Below are 20,957 nucleotides of genomic sequence, written 5' to 3' on the forward strand. Positions count from 1 at the left end.
AATCCTGTATAATACCATCTAGAAGGGTTTACCCTTCTTTTCCTTTTGTCTTGATTGATTTCCGATTGATTAATAAAATGAATAGATACATTCGAACTCACCAAAGGGGGAGCGGTTTTATGAAATATAAAAGTGTTTTTGACATTATAGGTCCTGTTATGATTGGGCCATCGAGTTCACATACAGCCGGGGCTGCTAGAATTGGCCGTGTTGCCCGCAGTTTATTCGGCCGTGAGCCAAAATGGGCAAAAATTTCTTTCTACGGCTCATTCGCAAAAACATATAAGGGCCATGGGACAGATGTAGCGATTGTTGGTGGTTTATTGGATTTTGATACCTTCGATGAAAGAATTATTAACTCGATTGAAATGGCAAATAAACTGGGGATAAACATTGAATTCATCGAAGAGGATGCTATTACTGATCATCCTAATACAGCAAGAATTGTTATAGGAGATGATCATGCTGAATTAGAGCTTGTGGGCATTTCAATTGGTGGTGGGAAAATTGAGATAACAGAACTGAATGGTTTTGAACTTAAACTTTCCGGTCATCATCCAGCTATCCTTGTCGTCCATAATGACCGATTTGGTGCAATTGCTTCGGTATCTAATATTCTAGCAAAATATGAAATTAATATCGGGCACATGGAAGTTTCAAGGAAAGAAAAAGGAATGCTAGCGCTGATGACAATTGAAGTTGATCAAAATATTGATGAGAGTATTTTAAAAGAACTAGAAACACTAGATAATATTGTAAAAGTAACTAAAATTGTTGATTAAGTTTGTTTTCTCGTACTTTGATGTTTTTCGCATATTTTCTCCATGATTTTAAAAAATTTTTTGATGTTTTTTGATGATAGCGTTTACATTATAAATAACCTGCAAGGGGGAGATGCACCATGTTCCGCAACGTAGCAGAACTAGTTGAACTTGCAATTAGTCAAAATAAGAAAATTTCAGATATTATGATTGAGCAAGAGATGGAAGTAACAGGTCGAACAAGAGAGCAAGTACTTTCACAAATGGATAATAATTTGACCGTAATGGAGGAAGCCGTTGAAAGAGGCCTTAAAGGGGTTAAGTCTCATTCAGGTTTAACGGGTGGAGATGCGGTCCTGTTACAAAAATATATAGATTCAGGAAAATCCTTATGTGGCGACACGATTTTAGATGCTGTTAGTAAAGCAGTCGCGACAAACGAGGTTAACGCTGCAATGGGTACGATTTGCGCAACTCCAACTGCAGGATCAGCAGGTGTTGTTCCAGGTACACTATTTGCTGTAAAGAATAAATTGAATCCGACCCGAGAACAGATGGTAGCATTCTTATTTACAGCTGGGGCATTTGGATTTGTAGTTGCAAATAATGCTTCGATTTCTGGTGCTGCGGGTGGCTGCCAAGCAGAAGTTGGCTCCGCATCAGGTATGGCTGCAGCAGCGATTGTTGAAATGGCGGGGGGCTCACCTGAACAGTCAGCGACCGCAATGGCCATCACGTTAAAAAACATGCTAGGATTAGTTTGTGATCCAGTAGCTGGATTAGTTGAAGTACCTTGTGTAAAGAGAAATGCAATGGGTGCTGCTAATGCAATGGTAGCAGCTGATATGGCACTAGCTGGAATTACTAGTCGAATTCCTTGTGATGAAGTAATCGACGCGATGTTTAAAATTGGGCAAACTATGCCTACAGCCTTAAAAGAAACTGCGCAGGGAGGTTTGGCGGCGACACCGACTGGTCGAGAGTTAGAAGCTAAGATCTTCGGTATACCGCTTATTAAAGGTGAATCTTAATGTGAAACAGTCCGTTAACGCTGTCAAAGGAATCGGTGAAGAAACAGCAGAAGCTTTAGCAGAAATGAATATTTTTACAATAGAAGATTTGCTTGAACATTTTCCTTTTCGCTATGAGGACTATCGATTAAAAGACTTGGCAGAAGTTAAACACGACGAAAGAGTTACGGTAGAAGGGAAGGTTCATAGTGAGCCTTCTCTTGTCTATTATGGGCGAAAACGTTCTCGCTTAACGATTAGATTATTAGTAGGAAGATACTTAATCCAGGTTACGTTCTTTAATCAACCATACTTAAAAAGCAAAATTAAAATGAATGAAACTATTACGGTAACAGGAAAATGGGATCAGCATCGACAAACCATAACCGCTTCTGAAGCGAAGCTTGGCTCTGTTGTTCAAACAAAAGACTTCGAACCTGTATATGCTGTAAGGGGTAGTGTAACCGTCAAGGGAATACGTCGTTTTATTAATCTTGCATTCTCTCAATATGGAGACAAAGTAGTTGAAACACTACCGAAGCAACTTCTAGCTCGATATAAATTAATCGATCGAAATAGAGCACTACGTACCATGCATTTTCCACAAAGTGAAGAAGATCTGAAACAAGCAAGACGGAGATTTGTTTATGAAGAATTTCTATACTTTCAGTTAAAAATGCAGGCTCTTAGAAAATTTGAACGAGAAAATTCAAAGGGTGTCGCACAAAACTACGATTTGCCCAAATTAAAAGATTTTATAAATAGCTTACCTTTTCCATTAACAAATGCTCAAAAACGAGTAGTTAACGAAACGTTAGCAGATATGAAATCACCTTTTAGAATGAATCGTTTACTACAAGGAGACGTTGGGTCCGGTAAGACTGTTGTTGCGGCCATTTGTCTATATGCATCTGTTACAGCAGGTTTTCAAGGTGCGCTAATGGTGCCTACTGAAATTCTTGCTGAGCAACACGCAGAATCTTTAAAGCAATTACTAGAGCCTTTTAACATAAGTTGTGAGTTATTAACAAGCTCTGTAAAAGGGAAGCGAAGAAAAGAAATCCTCGAGAGATTGCAAGCTGGAGATATCCATGTACTAATTGGGACCCATGCACTTATTCAGGATGAAGTCGAGTTCAACAAACTTGGGCTAGTCATTACAGATGAACAACATCGATTCGGGGTAGATCAAAGACGTGTCCTTCGTGAAAAAGGGGAAAACCCTGATGTTCTCTTTATGACTGCGACTCCAATTCCTAGAACACTTGCCATTACAGTTTTTGGGGAAATGGATGTATCAATTATTGATGAAATGCCTGCAGGAAGAAAAACAATTGAAACCTACTGGGCTAAGCAAGATATGTTAGATCGAGTGTTAGGATTTATGGAAAAAGAGTTAACAAAAGGTAGACAAGCCTATGTCATTTGTCCTCTTATCGAAGAATCAGACAAGCTAGATGTCCAAAATGCGATTGATGTTCATGCTGCCCTTTCTACTTTTTTCCAAGGAAGGTATCAAGTTGGGTTAATGCACGGAAGACTTAGTTCCAATGAGAAAGATCAAGTCATGAAAGCTTTTAGCCAGAATGAAGTACAGGTACTTGTATCCACTACTGTTGTTGAGGTTGGGGTTAATGTGCCTAACGCAACGATGATGGTTATTTATGATGCAGAAAGATTTGGACTGGCTCAACTTCATCAGTTAAGAGGACGTGTTGGGCGGGGAAGTGACCAATCGTATTGTATTCTCCTCGCAGACCCGAAATCTGAAGTCGGGAAAGAGCGGATGAAGGTTATGACAGAAACGAACGATGGTTTCGTGTTGAGTGAAAAAGATTTAGAATTAAGAGGACCTGGTGACTTCTTTGGGAAAAAACAAAGTGGACTACCTGAATTTAAGGTAGCGGATATGGTCCATGATTATCGAGCACTTGAAACAGCAAGAAATGATGCTGCTCTATTGATAAACTCAAGTGAATTCTGGGAACTCCCAGAATATGAGGCATTGAGAAATCACTTAGAAAAATCCGGTGCCTTTAGTCATGAAAAGCTCGATTAAATATCGTGTGCAGATTGCAGGACGGAAAGTTCTTCCTTGCAATCTGCTTTTTTTAATTATATACTACTATTAGTACCTAGTCTTAATATCACGGACGGTGTGGTGTGTAATATGAGAAGATCGAAAAAAGAGCGTCAAAGTCTTTTGACTGAAACAATAAAAGAAAATCCGTTTATTACGGATGAAGAGCTAGCTGATAAATTTACGGTAAGTGTTCAGACCATTCGGCTAGACCGACTAGAACTGTCAATCCCCGAACTTAGAGAACGTATTAAGAATGTAGCTGAAAAAAGGTTCGATGATGAAGTTCGTTCTTTACCAATAGATGAAGTAATTGGGGAAATTATCGATATAGATCTTGACCAAACAGCAATTTCTATTTTAGATGTAAAAAGAGAACATGTTTTTAAACGTAACCAAATAGCACGTGGACACCACTTATTTGCTCAAGCAAATTCGTTGGCTGTTGCCGTTATTAATGATGAATTGGCTCTAACAGCTAAGGCGAATATTCGTTTTACTCGTTCAGTAAAAGAAAATGAAAGAGTTATAGCAAAAGCAAAAGTGCTAAAAATAGATAGTGTAAACGGTCGTACATTAGTAGAAGTAAACAGCTTTGTAAACAATGAGATGGTTTTCAAGGGTGAATTCGAAATGTACAGGTCAAAAAAATAAAGGATGATTGAACGATGAGACTAGCATTAGATGCTATGGGAGGCGACCATGCTCCAAAAGAAGTGGTACTAGGGGCAATGAAAGCAATCCAAACCTATAAAGATATTAACATTACTCTTGTAGGTGACGAAGCCAAGATTAAAGAATACTTAACGAACAATGAGAGAATTTCGATTATACATACAGAAGAGGTTATATTAGGGACAGATGAGCCAGTTCGTGCTGTAAGAAGAAAGAAGAATTCTTCCATGGTTTTAGCTGCTCAGCAAGTAGCAGATGGGAATGCAGATGGATGTATTTCTGCTGGGAATACAGGTGCATTAATGGCAGCAGGGTTGTTTGTGGTTGGTAGGATAGACGGAATAGAGCGTCCTGCACTTGCGCCTACCCTTCCTACAATTGGTGGAGAAGGATTTCTATTATTAGATGTGGGGGCTAATGTTGACGCTAAACCTGAACATCTACTCCAAAATGCAATAATGGGCTCCATTTATTGTGAAAAGGTTAGGGGAGTAGCTAAGCCACGTGTTGGCCTGTTAAATATCGGAACTGAAGAGAAAAAAGGAAACGACCTTGCTAAGCAGGCGTTTGATTTATTACAAAATGCTGATATTAACTTCATCGGTAATATAGAGGCAAGAGATTTGTTAGATGGGGTATGTGATGTAGCGGTAACGGATGGATTTACCGGAAATATGGTGCTTAAGACGATTGAAGGAACAGCTTTATCTGTTTTTAAAATGCTAAAAACAGCACTTTATAGTAGTTTAAGAACAAAATTAGCCGCAGCTGTGTTAAAGCCAGATTTAATGGAACTAAAGACAAAAATGGATTATTCAGAGTATGGTGGAGCAGGTTTATTTGGATTAAAAGCACCTGTTATTAAGGCACACGGATCTTCCGATGCTAACTCTATATTCAATGCGATTAGACAAGCACGTGAGATGGTGGAAAAAGAAGTTACAGGTACAATCAAAAGTGCAGTAGAGAAAGAGACTGTATAAAAATAGATTTGGGGGAGTTTTGATGGGCAAAATTGCATTCTTATTTCCAGGACAAGGTTCACAAACCGTCGGAATGGGAAAACAACTCGCTGATTCAAATGAAATCGTTTCTTCTTATTTTAAAAAAGCGGATGAAAAGTTGGGCTACTCACTTTCCAGTCTCATTTTTGAAGGCCCGCAGGAAGAATTAACGTTAACTACCAATGCACAGCCAGCTTTACTAACAACGAGTATTGCCATACTTGAATATTTTAAACAAGCTGGTATTAAACCTGATTACGTAGCAGGTCATAGTCTTGGTGAATACTCTGCCCTCGTTGCAGCCGGTGCTCTTTCATTTGAGGAAGGGGTTTATGCTGTTCGAAAAAGAGGAGAATTTATGGAAGCTGCTGTACCAAATCGGGAAGGTACAATGGCGGCTGTTCTCGGTTTAGACCGTGAAGTATTAAAAAATGTAACAGATGAAATTACGGAAGGTGGAAATCCTGTCCAGCTTGCCAATTTGAATTGCCCAGGGCAAATTGTTATTTCTGGTTCAAGAAAAGGGGTAGAGCTTGCTTTTGATAAAGCGAAAGAAGCAGGAGCTAAAAGAGTTCTTCCTCTTGATGTTAGTGGGCCTTTTCACTCCGTACTGATGAAACCTGCAGCTGAAAAGCTTCAAGGTGTATTAGATGAAGTGAATGTCAAAAGTGCTTCGGTCCCTGTTATTGCAAACGTAACAGCTGACGAAATGAGGGAAGCATCAGATATCAAAGAGAAATTAATTGAACAATTGTATTCCCCTGTTCTTTGGGAAGATTCTGTACAAAAAATGATCGATTTAGGTGTAGATACGTTTATCGAAATTGGTCCTGGAAAAGTGTTATCTGGTTTAGTAAAAAAGGTAAGCAAATCAGTGAGTACTTTTGCTGTATCAGATGAAGACACTTTCAAGGCTACATTGGAAGCCCTAAAGGAGGAAGTACAATGAAATTAGAAGGAAAAGCAGCTTTAGTAACGGGTGCATCTAGGGGAATTGGTAGAGAGATTGCGCTTGAACTTGCTAGGCAGGGGGCAAATATTGCTGTTAACTACGCAGGTAGTGAAGCTAGAGCTTTGGAAGTAGTAGATGAGATTAAAGCATTAGGTCGCGATGCTTTCGCTATTCAATGTGATGTAAGTAATGCCGAAGCAGTTAGTGAAATGGTTAAACAAACAATTGAAAATTTCGGTAGCTTGGATATACTTGTTAATAATGCAGGGATCACAAAAGATAATCTATTAATGCGCATGAAGGAAGAAGAATGGGATGATGTAATTAACATCAACTTAAAAGGAGTCTTCCTTTGCACAAAAGCGGTTACTAGACAAATGATGAAACAAAGAAGTGGTCGTATCATTAACATTTCATCTATTGTAGGAGTAAGCGGCAATCCTGGCCAGGCTAATTATGTAGCTGCGAAATCAGGCGTTATTGGTCTTACTAAAACAACTGCAAAAGAACTCTCTTCTAGAGGAATCACAGTCAATGCGGTGGCTCCAGGCTTTATTACTACAGATATGACGGATAAGCTAACGGATGAGATTAAAGCAGAAATGTTAAAGCAAATCCCGCTTGCTAAATTCGGCGAGCCAAAGGACATCGCAAATGTAGTAGTTTTCCTTGCATCTGAAGATAGTCGCTACATGACTGGACAAACTCTTCATGTGGACGGCGGAATGGTGATGTAAAAAGAAAAGCGGAAACGGCTTGAACAGCTCCGAAAAGCACTGGAAACTCGGACAAAGAAGCGCTCTTTGCTTCTGAAGGAGGAGTTGAAGTGGTCGAGGAGCTAGCCGTTGGAGCTGGAAAAAGAAAAGCGGAAACGGCTTGAACAGCTCCGAAAAGCACTGGAAACTCGGACAAAGAAGCGCTCTTTGCTTCTGAAGGAGGAGTTGAAGTGGTCGAGGAGCTAGCCGTTGGAGCTAGACAAAGAAAAGTGTAGCCGCCCTTTCGAAAGTCTAGCAAAAATTGTACAATAAATATTAATATTTATAATCAAATCATCTATAATGACTTGAGGGGAGGTGAACAAACATGGCAGAAGTATTAGAACGTGTAACAAAAATTATCGTTGATCGCCTTGGTGTAGAAGAATCTCAAGTAACGCTTGAGGCTTCATTCAAAGATGATCTTGGCGCTGATTCCCTTGATGTTGTTGAACTAGTAATGGAATTAGAAGACGAGTTTGATATGGAAATTTCTGACGATGACGCTGAAAAAATTTCTACAGTGGGTGACGCTGTAAATTACATAAAAAGTAATCAATAATCGTTAGACTTTTTGAAAAGGCTCCGTTTAATAGACGGGGCTTTCTTCTATAACGGGAATTTTTTGAACCTGAAAGTGAAAACGAAAAACAATCTAGTTGTTTTTCTAAAAAATAGTTACTATTTTACGGTTTTTCATCCATAATGAATAAAGTATGAACTCTAAGTTACTTGGATGTAAAAATATCCAAGTCTCTTTTGCGTTTTTTCATTCTATTACGTAAACTTGTAGTATGTAAATTAAGATCAAGGTGGAATCTCGATGAGCAAGAACGGAAAAGACAAAGAAAGACGTGGGTTTCGCGTCAATGATAGACATTTTAAAGAATTTCAGCAGAAAATTGGAATTCAATTTAGCGATGAAAAATTATTAAAGCAAGCATTCACACATTCATCATATGTGAATGAGCATCGTAGAAAGCCTTATGAAGACAACGAAAGGCTTGAATTTTTAGGTGATGCGGTTTTAGAACTAACGGTATCTAAGTTCCTCTACAAAAAGTACCCGATGATGAGTGAGGGAGAATTAACGAAATTAAGAGCGGCGATAGTTTGTGAGCCATCTTTAGTATCCTTTGCGAATGATCTGTCATTTGGCTCTCTTGTATTATTAGGGAAGGGCGAAGAAATGACAGGGGGCAGAGAAAGACCTGCGCTACTTGCAGATGTGTTTGAGGCCTTCATTGGTGCGCTTTTCTTAGATAAAGGACTTGAAACCGTTGTTGAGCTATTAGAAAAAACCGTCTTTCCTAAAATTAATTCTGGTGCTTTTTCTCATGTGATGGATTTTAAGAGTCAACTTCAGGAGCTAGCCCAACGTGATGGAACTGGTACGATTGAATACAAAATTCTTCAAGAAAAGGGACCTGCTCATAACCGAGAGTTCGTTTCTAGAGTGTCCTTAAATGGACAGGAATTGGGAGTAGGAACTGGCCGTTCGAAGAAAGAAGCTGAGCAACATGCAGCCCAGATGGCTTTAGAAAAATTGAAGTCTCATCTTCACGAACACTCAAAACAACAAGAAATATGACAAGATTAAAAGCAGGGGGAACCAATCGTGCACTTAAAACGTTTGGATGTAGTAGGATTTAAATCATTTGCTGAACGTATAGGGGTTGAGTTTGTACCAGGTGTTACAGCGGTAGTTGGCCCAAATGGAAGTGGTAAGAGTAATATTATTGATGCGATACGATGGGTATTAGGTGAGCAATCAGCTAAATCTCTTCGTGGAGCTAAGATGGAGGATATTATCTTTGCTGGGAGCGATTCGAGGAAAGCATTAAACTTTGCCGAGGTAACCCTTACATTAGATAATGAAGATCAACTGTTACCGATTGAATTTAATGAGGTCAGTGTCACTAGAAGAGTATATCGATCTGGTGAAAGTGAATTCTTAATTAATAAACAGGTATGCCGTCTGAAAGATATCGTAGATTTATTTATGGATTCCGGTCTTGGGCGGGAGGCTTTCTCCATTATAAGCCAAGGGAAGGTAGAAGAAATCCTAAATAGTAAGGCTGAAGAGAGAAGGTCCATTTTCGAAGAAGCAGCAGGTGTACTAAAATATAAAACCAGGAAAAAGAAGGCTGAAGGAAAACTCAATGAGACCCAAGAAAACTTAAACCGTGTGAACGATATTTTGCATGAGCTTGAAAGTCAGGTTGAACCTCTAAAAATACAAGCGTCCATTGCAAAGGATTATCTACAGCAAAAGGAAGAGCTTGAAAAAATCGAGGTTGCTCTTACGGTTTATGAAATAGAGGATTTACATGAGAAATGGAAGAAGCTTTCTGAGCAATTAGAACAACATAAAAATGATGAAATGAAGCTTTCTACATCTCTGAGTGGTAAGGAAGCAAAAATTGAAGAAGCTCGTGACCGAATGGCCGCACTAGATGAGTCTATTAATGATTTGCAAAATATTCTCCTTCATACAAGTGAAGAGCTAGAAAAGCTTGAGGGAAGAAAAGAAGTCCTAAAAGAAAGAAAGAAAAATGCTTCTCAAAATAGAGAACAGTTAGAGAAAAGTGTGTCAGAAATTGCAGTAAAGCTGCAAGTTTTAAAGGTTGAAAAGGATGAACAGCAAAAGCAACTTGATATTCTTAAGCAAGAGGCTACTTTGCTTCAAAAGGACCTAAAGGAAAAGCAAGAACAACTCGCTTTATTCAGTGAGGATATTGAATTGAAAATTGACTCATTGAAAAGCGATTATATAGAAATACTGAACAAACAGGCAACCTCTAAAAATGAACTTCAACATATTGAACAACAAATTAATCAACATAGTACAAGAAGTTCAAAGTTAGAAAATGAAAATGAAAAATACTTAACGGAGCGAAAGCTTATCGAAGAAAAGAAGGGTTCCATTCAAACTTCTCTTCTTGAAATACAAAAACAACTAGAGAATCAAGTACACAATTTCCGAAGCGAACAAACCAAGCTTGAAAATCTCAGGAATCATTATCAAAAACAAGAAACGACTCTATATCAAGCTTATCAGTATCTGCAAAAAGCCCAATCCCGAAAAGAAATGTTAGAGGAAATGGAAGATGACTATTCTGGATTCTTTCAAGGTGTTAAAGAAGTTTTAAAAGCTCGAGATGGAAAACTGACAGGTATTGAAGGCGCTGTTGCAGAACTTATCACAGTGCCAAAAGAATACGAAGTAGCGATGGAAACGGCTTTAGGTGGAGCCATGCAACATATAGTAGTAGATTCAGAAGAAAACGGAAGGAAAGCCATTCAGTTCCTAAAGCAAAATGCCTTTGGCCGAGCTACGTTTTTACCACTTAGCGTTATAAAGGAAAAGTCATTATCTTCTAGCCAGTTGCAGCAAATCAGAGGACATTCCTCCTTTATAGGCCTAGGTACGGACTTAATTCAGTTTGATGTTAAGTTTAATAGTGTAATTAGCAATTTGCTAGGGACAGTTGTCATTACAAGGGACCTTAAAGGTGCCAATGAGATGGCGAAAATTTTACAGTATCGATGTCGGTTTGTTACGATCGATGGAGATGTCGTAAACCCTGGTGGTTCAATGACAGGTGGTGCTGTGAAACAAAAGTCTTCTTCTCTTTTAAGTAGAAAAGGAGAATTAGAAGACTTGAAGGGTAAGCTTACAGAGATGGAGTCTAAGACGGTCCAACTAGAAGAAAAGGTTAAGCTTTTAAAAGCAGATATAGATAAACAAGAAAAGCAGTTGGAAGGACTCAGAAAGTCTGGAGAAGAGCTACGGGTGCAGGAGCAGTCCATCAAAGGGGATCTCCGTGAAGTCGAGCTTGAAGAAAAAAATATTAACGAGCGATTATCGGTGTATGACCTCGACCGATCTCAATATAGTGATGAACATGAAAAGGTTTTAATGCGCAAAGAGGAATTGTTATCATCCTTGCAGCAATACAATGATGAAATTTTATCCTTAGACAAGCAAATTAACTTACTAACGGAACAAAAATCTCACCAAATGACGTCTAAAGATACTTTACTTTCTGAAATCAGTGAGTTAAAAGTGAAATTTGCATCAAAAAGTGAGCAATTACAGCATGTGAAGGAAAAGCTCGAGAAAACAATCTATGAATTAAATGAACAAGAAGAAAGACATGAACTTATAAAAGAGGATTTAAATCTTCTTAACATCGAGATGTCTGATAGTTCATCTGGGGAAGGACACTTAGAAGAAGCTTCAAAAAGAAAACTCCAAGACAAAAATGAAACATTGCAGCTAATTTCTTCACGACGCGAAGAACGTCTAAACTTACAGAACCAGCTAGAGGATGCTGAACTGGAAGTTAAAGAGTTGAAGCGACAGCATAAAGGGCTAACTGGAGTCTTAAAAGATGAAGAAGTCAAGCTTAATCGTCTTGATGTCGAACTTGAAAATCGCCTCACTCACTTACGTGAAGAATATCTATTAACCTTTGAAGGAGCGAAGGAAGATTTTCCACTAACCATTCCTGCTGATGAAGCTAAAAAGAAGGTAAAGTTAATTAAACTAGCTATTGAAGAACTAGGAACGGTTAATATTGGAGCTATTGAAGAATATGAACGTGTATCTGAACGATATGAGTTTTTATTGGAGCAGAAGACGGACCTTCAAGAAGCGAAAGATACGTTGTTCCAAGTAATAGGTGAAATGGATGAGGAAATGAAGAAACGTTTTGAAGAAACGTTTTATGGAATACGTTCTCATTTTGAATTTGTCTTTCAAGCATTATTTGGTGGGGGAAGAGCGGATTTAAGACTGACGGATCCTGAAGACCTGCTAAATACAGGTGTTGAAATTGTCGCTCAACCTCCAGGTAAAAAACTACAAAATTTAGGTCTATTATCAGGTGGAGAAAGGGCTTTAACCGCGATTGCACTACTATTCTCTATCTTAAAAGTAAGACCAGTTCCGTTTTGTATTTTAGATGAAGTCGAAGCGGCTTTAGATGAGGCAAATGTACACCGTTTTAGTCAATATTTAAAACGCTATAGCTCAGAAACACAGTTTATCGTCATTACTCATAGAAAAGGAACAATGGAAGAAGCTCATGTTCTATATGGGGTGACGATGCAGGAATCTGGCGTTTCGAAACTTGTTTCCGTAAGACTCGAAGAAACAAAGGAACTAGTCCAATCATAAGGAAGTGAAATCATGAGTTTTTTTAAAAAGTTAAAAGAAAAAATAACGAAACAAACCGACTCAGTAACAGAAAAATTTAAAGAGGGCTTGACGAAAACGAGGGATAATTTTTCCAGTAAGGTAAATGACCTTGTTGCTCGCTATCGTACAGTAGACGAAGATTTTTTTGAAGAGCTTGAAGAAGTTTTAATCCAAGCGGATGTTGGCTTTGATACGGTAATGGAATTAATCGATGAGCTCAAAATGGAAGTGAAACGTAAAAACATCCAAGATCCAAGAGAAGTCCGTGGTGTAATATCTGAAAAGCTTGTTGATATCTACAATTCTGGTGGAAATGAGGATTTATCAAAGCTTAATATTCAGGAAGAGGGCTTAACGGTTATTTTATTTGTGGGTGTCAATGGTGTTGGGAAAACTACAACGATTGGAAAGTTAGCTCATAAATTCAAGTCAGAGGGTAAAAATGTGCTTTTAGCAGCTGGTGATACGTTCAGAGCTGGTGCGATTGAACAATTAGAAGTTTGGGGAGATAGAGTAGGCGTCGATGTAATCAAACAGGCGGAAGGTTCAGACCCAGCTGCTGTCATGTTTGATGCAATTCAATCAGCAAAGTCTAGAAAAACGGATATTCTCATTTGTGACACGGCTGGTCGACTTCAAAATAAAGTAAACTTGATGAAGGAGCTAGAAAAGGTTAAGAGAGTCATTGAGCGCGAAATACCTGGTGCTCCACATGAGGTTTTACTTGTACTTGATGCTACTACTGGTCAAAACGCGATGATTCAAGCGAAGACATTTAAGGAAGCTACAAATGTGAGCGGAATTGTCTTAACAAAACTAGATGGGACAGCTAAAGGTGGAATTGTTTTAGCAATCCGAAATGAGCTTGAGATTCCTGTGAAATTTGTAGGTCTCGGAGAAAAGATGGATGACCTTCAAGAGTTTGATGCAGAACAGTATGTATACGGATTATTCGCTGACTTAGTGGAAGAAGAAAACGATTGAAGATTAACGAGAAGGCTAACTCACATGGGTGGGTTGGCCTTTTTCACATAGCCTTTTACAAGGAAAGTGCCACTGTTGTTTCTTGACATCTATTCTTTCTCTGTGTAAACTATCTATGTAAAGGCTTTTCACTTAACAAGGGGGGATGAGTCGTTGCTGGAAAAAACAACAAGAATGAATTTCTTATATGATTTCTATCATTCACTGTTAACACCAAAACAGCAAAGCTATATGTCCCTGTACTATTTAGACGACTATTCTCTTGGGGAAATTGCAGATGAATACGATGTAAGTCGTCAAGCGGTGTATGACAACATAAAACGTACAGAAGCAATGCTCGAAGAATACGAAGAAAAGCTATTATTATTTCAAAAATTTCAAGAGCGAAGTAAGATTCTAAACAAGATAAATGAAATGCTAAAAGAAGAATCTCTTTCTAGGCAGTCTCTAATTGAGGCAGTTGCTGAGCTTGAGAAATTAAATTAGGAGGCGGCATTAGATGGCATTTGAAGGATTAGCCGACCGACTGCAAAGTACCATTCAGAGAATCCGTGGAAAAGGGAAAGTAAATGAAGCGGATGTAAAAGAAATGATGCGTGAGGTGCGTCTGGCTCTATTAGAGGCTGACGTTAACTTTAAAGTCGTCAAAGAGTTTGTTAAAAAAGTAAGTGAACGTGCCGTTGGACAAGAAGTATTAACAAGCTTAACACCTGGTCAACAAGTCATTAAAGTGGTTAAGGAAGAACTGACCGCGTTAATGGGTGGTGAGCAGAGTAAAATAGCCGTTTCCAATAGACCTCCAACCGTCATCATGATGGTAGGTTTACAAGGTGCTGGTAAAACCACCACTACAGGGAAATTAGCTAATTTATTGCGTAAAAAATACAATCGAAATCCAATGCTCGTTGCTGCTGATATTTATCGCCCTGCGGCGATTAAACAGCTTGAAACACTTGGGAAACAGCTTAGTATGCCAGTTTTTTCTCTTGGAGACCAAGTAAGTCCTGTCGAGATTGCTAGACAAGCTCTTGCCAAGGCTAAAGAAGAACATCATGATTATGTGTTAATCGATACTGCCGGTAGACTGCATGTGGACGCGGCATTAATGGGAGAACTTAAGGAAATTAAGGAACTCTCTAAACCAGATGAAATCTTCTTAGTAGTTGATGCGATGACGGGTCAAGACGCAGTAAATGTTGCGCAAAGTTTTAATGAACAACTGGGCTTAACCGGTGTGGTTCTTACAAAGCTAGACGGCGACACCCGTGGTGGAGCGGCTTTATCAATTCGTTCAGTAACGGATACTCCTATAAAATTTGTTGGTCTTGGTGAAAAGATGGATGCCATTGAAGCATTCCATCCAGAACGTATGGCTTCGCGAATTTTAGGAATGGGAGATGTCCTAACCTTAATTGAAAAAGCTCAGGCAAATGTCGATGAAGAAAAGGCTAAAGAGCTTGAACAAAAAATGCGAACAGCTTCATTTACTTTCGATGACTTCCTTGACCAATTAGGTCAAGTTCGAAATATGGGTCCATTAGATGAACTCCTAAAAATGATGCCTGGAGCAAATAAAATTAAAGGCTTAAATAATCTTCAAATTGATGAAAAACAAATAGCACACGTAGAAGCGATTATTAAATCAATGACAAAGGAAGAAAAAGCTCATCCAGAAATCATTAATTCTAGTCGAAGAAAACGTATTGCAAAGGGAAGCGGGAGATCTGTTCCTGAGGTCAACCGCCTACTAAAACAATTTGAAGACATGAAAAAAATGATGAAACAAATGACTGGAATGCAACAAAAAGGCAAGAAAAAAGGTGGATTTAAACTCCCTTTTAATCCTTTTTAATTGTAAAATCCATGTAATTTTGAAGTGACAAGAAAAAACACTTTACAAACCAATTAACAATCTGATAATATACTATCTTGTGTGAAACTATTCGGAGGTGCTTATTTAAAATGGCAGTAAAAATTCGTTTAAAACGTATGGGAGCTAACAAATCTCCTTTCTATCGTATCGTAGTAGCTGATTCTCGTTCACCACGTGATGGACGTTTCATTGAAACAGTTGGAACTTACAACCCTGTAGCTCAACCAGCTCAAGTTGATATCAACGAAGAGTTAGCTCTTAAGTGGTTACAAAATGGTGCAAAACCATCTGACACAGTTCGCAACCTTTTCTCTAAGCAAGGTATTATGGAAAAATTCCATAATGCTAAATACAGCAAATAAGGTTATCTATGAGACAGCTGATTGAAACAATTGTTAAGCCGCTTGTAGACTTCCCAGAAGACGTTCAAGTCAATGTTGAGGAAGAAGCTGATAAAGTGACGTATAAGCTCTCGGTTCATAAGAGTGATATGGGAAAAGTTATCGGCAAACAAGGGCGAGTAGCTAAGGCTATAAGAACTGTTGTCTACGCAGCAGGATCATCACAACAGAAGAAGATTTTTGTAGAAATTACTGAATAACTAAGTTTAGTCGACTTCCTAATCAGAAGGCACAGCTAGACATAACGCAAGCCGGGAAACTAGCTTGCAAAAAAAGGAGGGGTTTCCCCTCCTTTTTTTATAAGGTTATTCTAAGGGAATGTTGATTTAACCAAGTATCTAAAAAATGTAGCATTACCATCCTCTAAGTTACAACCCTCAGATGCTTCACTTTGCCTCGTAATGAGTCATAAGTACACATACTTAAGCTGGCATTTACGCTTTTCCAATAGTAAAAATAGGAGGCGCTAAAATTGAATATTCTTCAAAATGTAGTGGTAAAACAAGTTTTAACCGAAAAGAGTAAAGAAGAATTACTAGAAAAATATGCGCTTAATAGAATACAACTGAATAAAGAATGTGATCAGCTTGGATTTGAATTGAAAAAACTGGAAAAAACGAAAAAGTTCCAACCTAACAGTTTGAAGAAGCATTTTGAAAAAGAAATACATATGAGGCAAGAAAAAATAAAGCTCCTTGAGTTTCAAATTGATCAATTACATATGCTACCTATAGGAAGTGAACTTAAGGAAAAAGAGATCCAAGCAATTGTTGAAATAAAGGTAGGCGATCGTTGGGACGATGTTCTTGCAGGGAAAACAATTATTATTAAAGATGGGATTATCGATGAAATTCGCTAGAGGTGATAGATTTGGAAAAATGGTTTAATGTAGGAAAAATCGTTAATACACACGGGATAAAAGGTGAAGTGAGAGTTGTTTCTAAAACAGATTTCGCAGATGAAAGATATACACCAGGTAATGTATTGTATTTATTTATGCCTGATAAGGACGAGCCAATCGAATTAACAGTAGAAACACATCGAACTCACAAATCCTTCAACCTATTAACATTTAAAGGCTACGGGAATGTTAATGATGTTGAAAAGATGAAGGGTGGAATATTAAAAGTTCCTGAAAGTCAGCTAGGTGAATTGGAGGAAAATGAGTTTTATTTTCATGAAATCATCGGGTGCCTTGTTTGTACGACTAAAGGAGAAGAGATCGGGAAAATCCGTGAAATTCTGACTCCAGGAGCTAATGATGTTTGGGTGGTTAAAGGGAAAGGTGGAAAGGACATCTTAATTCCTTACATTGAACAAATAGTAAAAAAAGTTGATGTAAAGGAGAAAATCATACTTATTGAACCGATGGAAGGTCTACTATCATGATGCAAATAGACATATTAACTCTTTTTCCTGAAATGTTTGAGGGAGTATTTGGGCAATCCATCCTAAAAAAAGCCACAGAAAACGGAGCTGTTAACTACCATGTTGTTAATTTTCGGGAGTTCGCAGATAACAAGCATCAAACCGTAGATGATTATCCGTATGGTGGTGGTGCAGGGATGGTTTTAAAGCCACAGCCTATCTTTGATGCTGTCGCACATTTAAAGTCTGAGGCCAGAACAGATCGTCCACGTGTTATTCTAATGTGTCCACAAGGAAAAAGACATGACCAAAAGTTAGCAGAGGAATTAGCGAAGGAAGAACATCTCATTTTTATCTGTGGGCATTATGAAGGGTATGATGAGAGAATCCGAGAGCATTTAATTACTGATGAAATCTCAATTGGAGACTTTGTTTTAACTGGTGGAGAGCTTGGTGCTATGGTCGTAACGGATAGTGTAGTTAGGCTTTTGCCAGGGGTCCTTGGAAACGAAGAGTCTCATATGAGGGATTCTTTTAGCACAGGTGTTTTAGAACATCCTCATTATACTAGACCTGCAGAGTTTAGAGGGATGAAAGTACCAGATGTCCTATTGTCAGGGAATCATCGTTTAATAGATGAGTGGCGAGCGAAAGAGTCACTAAGAAGAACGTTTGACCGACGTCCCGATCTTTTAGAGGATATCGAATTAACAGTTCAGCAAAAGGGTTGGATTACGGAGTTTGAAAAAGAGAGGAAATAGTCTTGAAGTTCGACTATTAATATGTTATGATGTTTTTTGTGACTTAGGCTGAATAATATTTAGTTTTGGTCTTATAACGATGTTCCGCTGCAATGAAAAAGGTTTGTAAGAGCATCTGTGAGAAGGAGAGAAATATATGCAAAAGTTAATCGAAGAAATTACAAAAGAACAGCTTCGTGCTGACCACCCATCATTCCGCCCTGGTGACACTGTACGTGTACACGTTAAGGTTGTTGAGGGTACTCGTGAACGTGTTCAGGTTTATGAAGGTGTTGTCATTAAGCGTCGTGGTGGCGGAATCAGCGAAACTTTCACTGTACGTAAAATTTCTTACGGTGTAGGCGTTGAGCGTACATTCCCTGTACACACACCTAAAATTGCGAAGCTTGAAGTAATTCGTCGCGGTAAAGTTCGCCGTGCGAAACTTTACTACCTACGTAATCTTCGTGGTAAAAAAGCTCGTATTAAAGAAATTAGATAATGATAAAAAAGGAGCTTGTTCAAGTAAAAATCTTCATATGATTTTTACATGCAAGCTCCTTTTTCTTACATATTAATATGTAGTATATTTAATAACATAGCATTGTATTTAAAATACCTACTGGGAACTACATAGCAAAGAGATCATATTTGTAAATGAGAATGGTGGGAACAATCATGACTAAAAAGAAAAATGAATTTTGGGAATGGACAAAGGCTCTTATTATAGCGGTACTTTTGGCTGCCGTTATTCGATACTTTTTATTCGCTCCAATTGTTGTGGACGGCCTTTCGATGATGCCAACACTCCATGATCAGGATAGAATGATTGTAAATAAGTTAAGCTATAAAATAGGGGAACCTGAAAGATTTGATATAATCGTCTTCCATGCCCCAGAAAATAAGGACTACATAAAACGCGTTATTGGGTTACCAGGAGATAGGGTAGAGTATAAGAATGATACCCTTTATGTCAATGGTAAAGCATATGAGGAGCCGTATTTAGACGAATATAAGAGTCAGGTGCTTGATGGCCCATTAACAGATTCGTTTACTCTTGAGGACACTCCTGTTGCCCAAGAAACTGTTCCTGAGGGACATTTATTCGTAATGGGTGACAACAGAAGATTTAGCAAAGACAGCCGTCACATTGGTGCGGTTTCAATGAAAGAAGTCCTAGGTAATACGAGTATTATCTATTGGCCAATAGAAGACATACGGATGGTAAAATAGTTTCTTTTGGCTGTAGAAGAACTTAACATCAAAACTGGAACTCATGACAAGATAAAAGACATGGAGGTGAATGAGATGGCAATTCAGTGGTTTCCTGGCCATATGGCGAAAGCTAGAAGGCAAGTAACGGAAAAGCTCAAACTTGTCGACATTATTTTTGAATTAGTCGATGCTAGAATTCCATACTCCTCTAGAAATCCGATGATAGATGAAATCATTCAACATAAGCCAAGACTAGTTCTTTTAAATAAGGCAGATATGGCTGATAAAGAAGTGACAAGAGAGTGGATTCATTATTTTAAAAGTAAAGGTATTAACGCACTAGCGATTAATTCACAAGCAGGAACTGGAATGAAAGAAATTGTTTCTGCTTCGGAAATGATTTTAAAAGAAAAATTTGATCGAATGAAAGCTAAGGGTGTAAAACCAAGAGCCATTAGAGCAATGATTGTTGGGATTCCTAATGCAGGAAAATCGACTTTAATCAATCGGCTTGCAAAAAAGAATATTGCTCAAACAGGGAATAAACCTGGTGTAACAAAAGCACAACAATGGATTAAAGTTGGGAAAGAGATGGAACTGTTAGATACTCCGGGGATTTTATGGCCAAAATTTGAGGATCAAGAAGTGGGTATGAAACTTGCTTTAACCGGAGCGATTAAAGATACAATTTTAAATCTACAAGATATTTGTATATACGGGCTTCGGTTTCTTGAAAGAGAATACCCAGAACGCCTGAAAGAAAGATACAGTTTAGAGATCATTCCAGAGGATATTGTAGAACTTTTTGATGCGATAGGCCGACGACGAGGCTGCTTGATGGGTGGAGGAGAAGTAGACTATGATAAAGTTGCAGAACTTGTCATTAGGGAAATAAGAACAGAATTATTTGGTCCACTTTCTTTTGAAAAACCTATAGAAGAAGTTAATGAAAAATAGTTTACAAACCAGGCCTTCATTTGAGGAGGCCTTTATTTTTTGTTCATTCTAGCCGATACATATAATAAGAGTGAAAAAAGGAGTACCCTACATTGAACAAATTAACCATTAGTCAAATCAGCGATAAACTACTACTTTTAGAAGATCTTAATCATCCATTTTTAAAGGAGTTAAAATCCGACGAACGTAAAGGGGTGCAACAGCTTTTACAAAAATGGCTAAATAATTATGAAAAAACGAAGCTAGTTCAAGAAAAATTTGTTGAAATGACCTACTTTGAAAACAAATACCGTAAAGAAGGATTTAAATCAATTGCAGGAATCGATGAGGTTGGAAGAGGACCGCTTGCAGGACCTGTAGTAGCTGCAGCAGTCATTCTCCCAGAGACATTTTACCTGCCTGGGATAGATGATTCTAAAAAGTTAACAGAACAAAAGAGGGAAGAATTTTTTTCTCAAATTCAAGAGCAAGCTGAAGCGATTAACGTTGGGGTTGTAGATGCAGGAGACATAGATACAATTAATATTTATGAAGCTACAAAAAAAGCAATGCTCTTAAGCATACAAGGTCTTTCAGTCACACCAGATTTTTTACTAATAGATGCCATGAAGCTTGAGACTCCTTTTGCTAGCGAGTCTATCATAAAGGGAGATGCTAGGAGTATTTCAATTTCTGCAGCTTCTATTATTGCCAAAGTGACTCGCGACCGCATGATGAAGCAAATTGACTTAGAATATCCGCAATATGGTTTTGCTCGTAATATGGGTTATGGGACGAGTGAGCATCTAACTGCTATACAAAAATTTGGAGTTACACCTTATCACCGTAGAAGTTTCGCTCCGGTAAGGGAAGCTTTAAGTAATGAATAAGACCTTATAAAGTTGTTTTAGGCTTTTTTCGTAAAATTCGTTGTTATTTAAGTACTTTGAACCTGCATTTAAACGGTTTATTGTGCTGTTTTCTTTAAATTAGGCAG

The 20,957-nt window shown here is 38.2% G+C and carries 22 protein-coding genes; all 22 read left to right on the plus strand.

What is annotated here, in order from left to right; translation table 11 throughout:
• The first annotated feature begins 119 nt into the window (after positions 1-119).
• The 22 genes from sdaAB to ACFYKX_RS00330 all read left to right on the plus strand — a co-directional run bounded on the left by sdaAB (position 120) and on the right by ACFYKX_RS00330 (position 20,850).
• Entirely contained in the window at positions 120-782 is a 663-nt protein-coding gene (sdaAB, locus tag ACFYKX_RS00225) for an L-serine ammonia-lyase, iron-sulfur-dependent subunit beta (protein WP_389356903.1), read from the plus strand.
• 119 nt (positions 783-901) lie between these two features.
• Positions 902-1,792 (plus strand): L-serine ammonia-lyase, iron-sulfur-dependent, subunit alpha, encoded by an 891-nt coding sequence (gene sdaAA / locus ACFYKX_RS00230; protein ID WP_389356905.1) that lies wholly within the window; start codon positions 902-904, stop codon positions 1,790-1,792.
• A complete protein-coding gene (gene recG, locus ACFYKX_RS00235; protein ID WP_389356907.1) occupies positions 1,782-3,830 on the plus strand; it encodes an ATP-dependent DNA helicase RecG in 2,049 nt (682 codons plus the stop codon). Before sdaAA ends, recG begins: the two co-directional genes overlap by 11 nt.
• Positions 3,831-3,941: 111 nt before the next feature.
• On the plus strand, positions 3,942-4,505 hold the full coding sequence (fapR, locus tag ACFYKX_RS00240; protein WP_389356909.1) for a transcription factor FapR: 564 nt from the start codon (positions 3,942-3,944) through the stop codon (positions 4,503-4,505).
• A gap of 14 nt (positions 4,506-4,519) precedes the next feature.
• The gene (plsX, locus tag ACFYKX_RS00245; protein WP_389356911.1) at positions 4,520-5,509 is read left to right on the plus strand and encodes a phosphate acyltransferase PlsX; all 990 of its coding nucleotides are present in this window, start codon (positions 4,520-4,522) and stop codon (positions 5,507-5,509) included.
• 22 nt (positions 5,510-5,531) lie between these two features.
• Positions 5,532-6,479 (plus strand): ACP S-malonyltransferase, encoded by a 948-nt coding sequence (gene fabD / locus ACFYKX_RS00250; protein WP_389356913.1) that lies wholly within the window; start codon positions 5,532-5,534, stop codon positions 6,477-6,479.
• Complete coding sequence (fabG, locus tag ACFYKX_RS00255) at positions 6,476-7,219, plus strand: 3-oxoacyl-[acyl-carrier-protein] reductase (protein WP_389356915.1); 744 nt, start codon at positions 6,476-6,478, stop codon at positions 7,217-7,219. The genes fabD and fabG overlap by 4 nt, the downstream gene beginning before the upstream one ends.
• A 346-nt stretch (positions 7,220-7,565) precedes the next feature.
• Positions 7,566-7,799, plus strand: a complete 234-nt coding sequence (locus tag ACFYKX_RS00260; RefSeq protein ID WP_389356917.1) for an acyl carrier protein — start codon at positions 7,566-7,568, stop codon at positions 7,797-7,799.
• Between the two features lie 261 nt (positions 7,800-8,060).
• Complete coding sequence (rnc, locus tag ACFYKX_RS00265) at positions 8,061-8,828, plus strand: ribonuclease III (protein WP_389356919.1); 768 nt, start codon at positions 8,061-8,063, stop codon at positions 8,826-8,828.
• A gap of 27 nt (positions 8,829-8,855) precedes the next feature.
• Positions 8,856-12,422 carry a chromosome segregation protein SMC gene (gene smc, locus ACFYKX_RS00270; RefSeq protein ID WP_389356921.1) on the plus strand — a complete coding sequence of 1,189 codons (3,567 nt, stop codon included), beginning with the start codon at positions 8,856-8,858 and terminating at the stop codon, positions 12,420-12,422.
• 12 nt (positions 12,423-12,434) lie between these two features.
• A complete protein-coding gene (ftsY, locus tag ACFYKX_RS00275; protein WP_389356922.1) occupies positions 12,435-13,427 on the plus strand; it encodes a signal recognition particle-docking protein FtsY in 993 nt (330 codons plus the stop codon).
• Positions 13,428-13,580: 153 nt separating this feature from the next.
• A complete protein-coding gene (locus ACFYKX_RS00280) occupies positions 13,581-13,913 on the plus strand; it encodes a putative DNA-binding protein (protein ID WP_389356924.1) in 333 nt (110 codons plus the stop codon).
• 13 nt (positions 13,914-13,926) lie between these two features.
• Positions 13,927-15,279 (plus strand): signal recognition particle protein, encoded by a 1,353-nt coding sequence (ffh, locus tag ACFYKX_RS00285; RefSeq protein ID WP_389356926.1) that lies wholly within the window; start codon positions 13,927-13,929, stop codon positions 15,277-15,279.
• A gap of 110 nt (positions 15,280-15,389) precedes the next feature.
• Positions 15,390-15,662 carry a 30S ribosomal protein S16 gene (gene rpsP, locus ACFYKX_RS00290; RefSeq protein WP_389356928.1) on the plus strand — a complete coding sequence of 91 codons (273 nt, stop codon included), beginning with the start codon at positions 15,390-15,392 and terminating at the stop codon, positions 15,660-15,662.
• An 8-nt stretch (positions 15,663-15,670) separates the two neighbouring features.
• Positions 15,671-15,901, plus strand: a complete 231-nt coding sequence (locus tag ACFYKX_RS00295) for a KH domain-containing protein (RefSeq protein WP_389356930.1) — start codon at positions 15,671-15,673, stop codon at positions 15,899-15,901.
• A 272-nt stretch (positions 15,902-16,173) separates the two neighbouring features.
• On the plus strand, positions 16,174-16,560 hold the full coding sequence (locus tag ACFYKX_RS00300; RefSeq protein ID WP_389356932.1) for a YlqD family protein: 387 nt from the start codon (positions 16,174-16,176) through the stop codon (positions 16,558-16,560).
• A gap of 11 nt (positions 16,561-16,571) precedes the next feature.
• Positions 16,572-17,090 (plus strand): ribosome maturation factor RimM, encoded by a 519-nt coding sequence (gene rimM / locus ACFYKX_RS00305; RefSeq protein WP_389356934.1) that lies wholly within the window; start codon positions 16,572-16,574, stop codon positions 17,088-17,090.
• Positions 17,090-17,830, plus strand: a complete 741-nt coding sequence (gene trmD, locus ACFYKX_RS00310) for a tRNA (guanosine(37)-N1)-methyltransferase TrmD (RefSeq protein WP_389358960.1) — start codon at positions 17,090-17,092, stop codon at positions 17,828-17,830. Before rimM ends, trmD begins: the two co-directional genes overlap by 1 nt.
• Positions 17,831-17,966: 136 nt before the next feature.
• A complete protein-coding gene (rplS, locus tag ACFYKX_RS00315) occupies positions 17,967-18,311 on the plus strand; it encodes a 50S ribosomal protein L19 (protein ID WP_389356936.1) in 345 nt (114 codons plus the stop codon).
• A gap of 176 nt (positions 18,312-18,487) precedes the next feature.
• A complete protein-coding gene (gene lepB / locus ACFYKX_RS00320; protein ID WP_389356938.1) occupies positions 18,488-19,042 on the plus strand; it encodes a signal peptidase I in 555 nt (184 codons plus the stop codon).
• A 75-nt stretch (positions 19,043-19,117) separates the two neighbouring features.
• Entirely contained in the window at positions 19,118-19,981 is an 864-nt protein-coding gene (gene ylqF / locus ACFYKX_RS00325; protein WP_389356940.1) for a ribosome biogenesis GTPase YlqF, read from the plus strand.
• Positions 19,982-20,073: 92 nt separating this feature from the next.
• Positions 20,074-20,850 (plus strand): ribonuclease HII, encoded by a 777-nt coding sequence (locus ACFYKX_RS00330; RefSeq protein WP_389356942.1) that lies wholly within the window; start codon positions 20,074-20,076, stop codon positions 20,848-20,850.
• The last annotated feature ends 107 nt before the right edge of the window (positions 20,851-20,957 follow it).

The organism is Cytobacillus spartinae (assembly GCF_042865285.1).
Classification (GTDB): domain Bacteria; phylum Bacillota; class Bacilli; order Bacillales; family Cytobacillaceae; genus Robertmurraya_A; species Robertmurraya_A spartinae.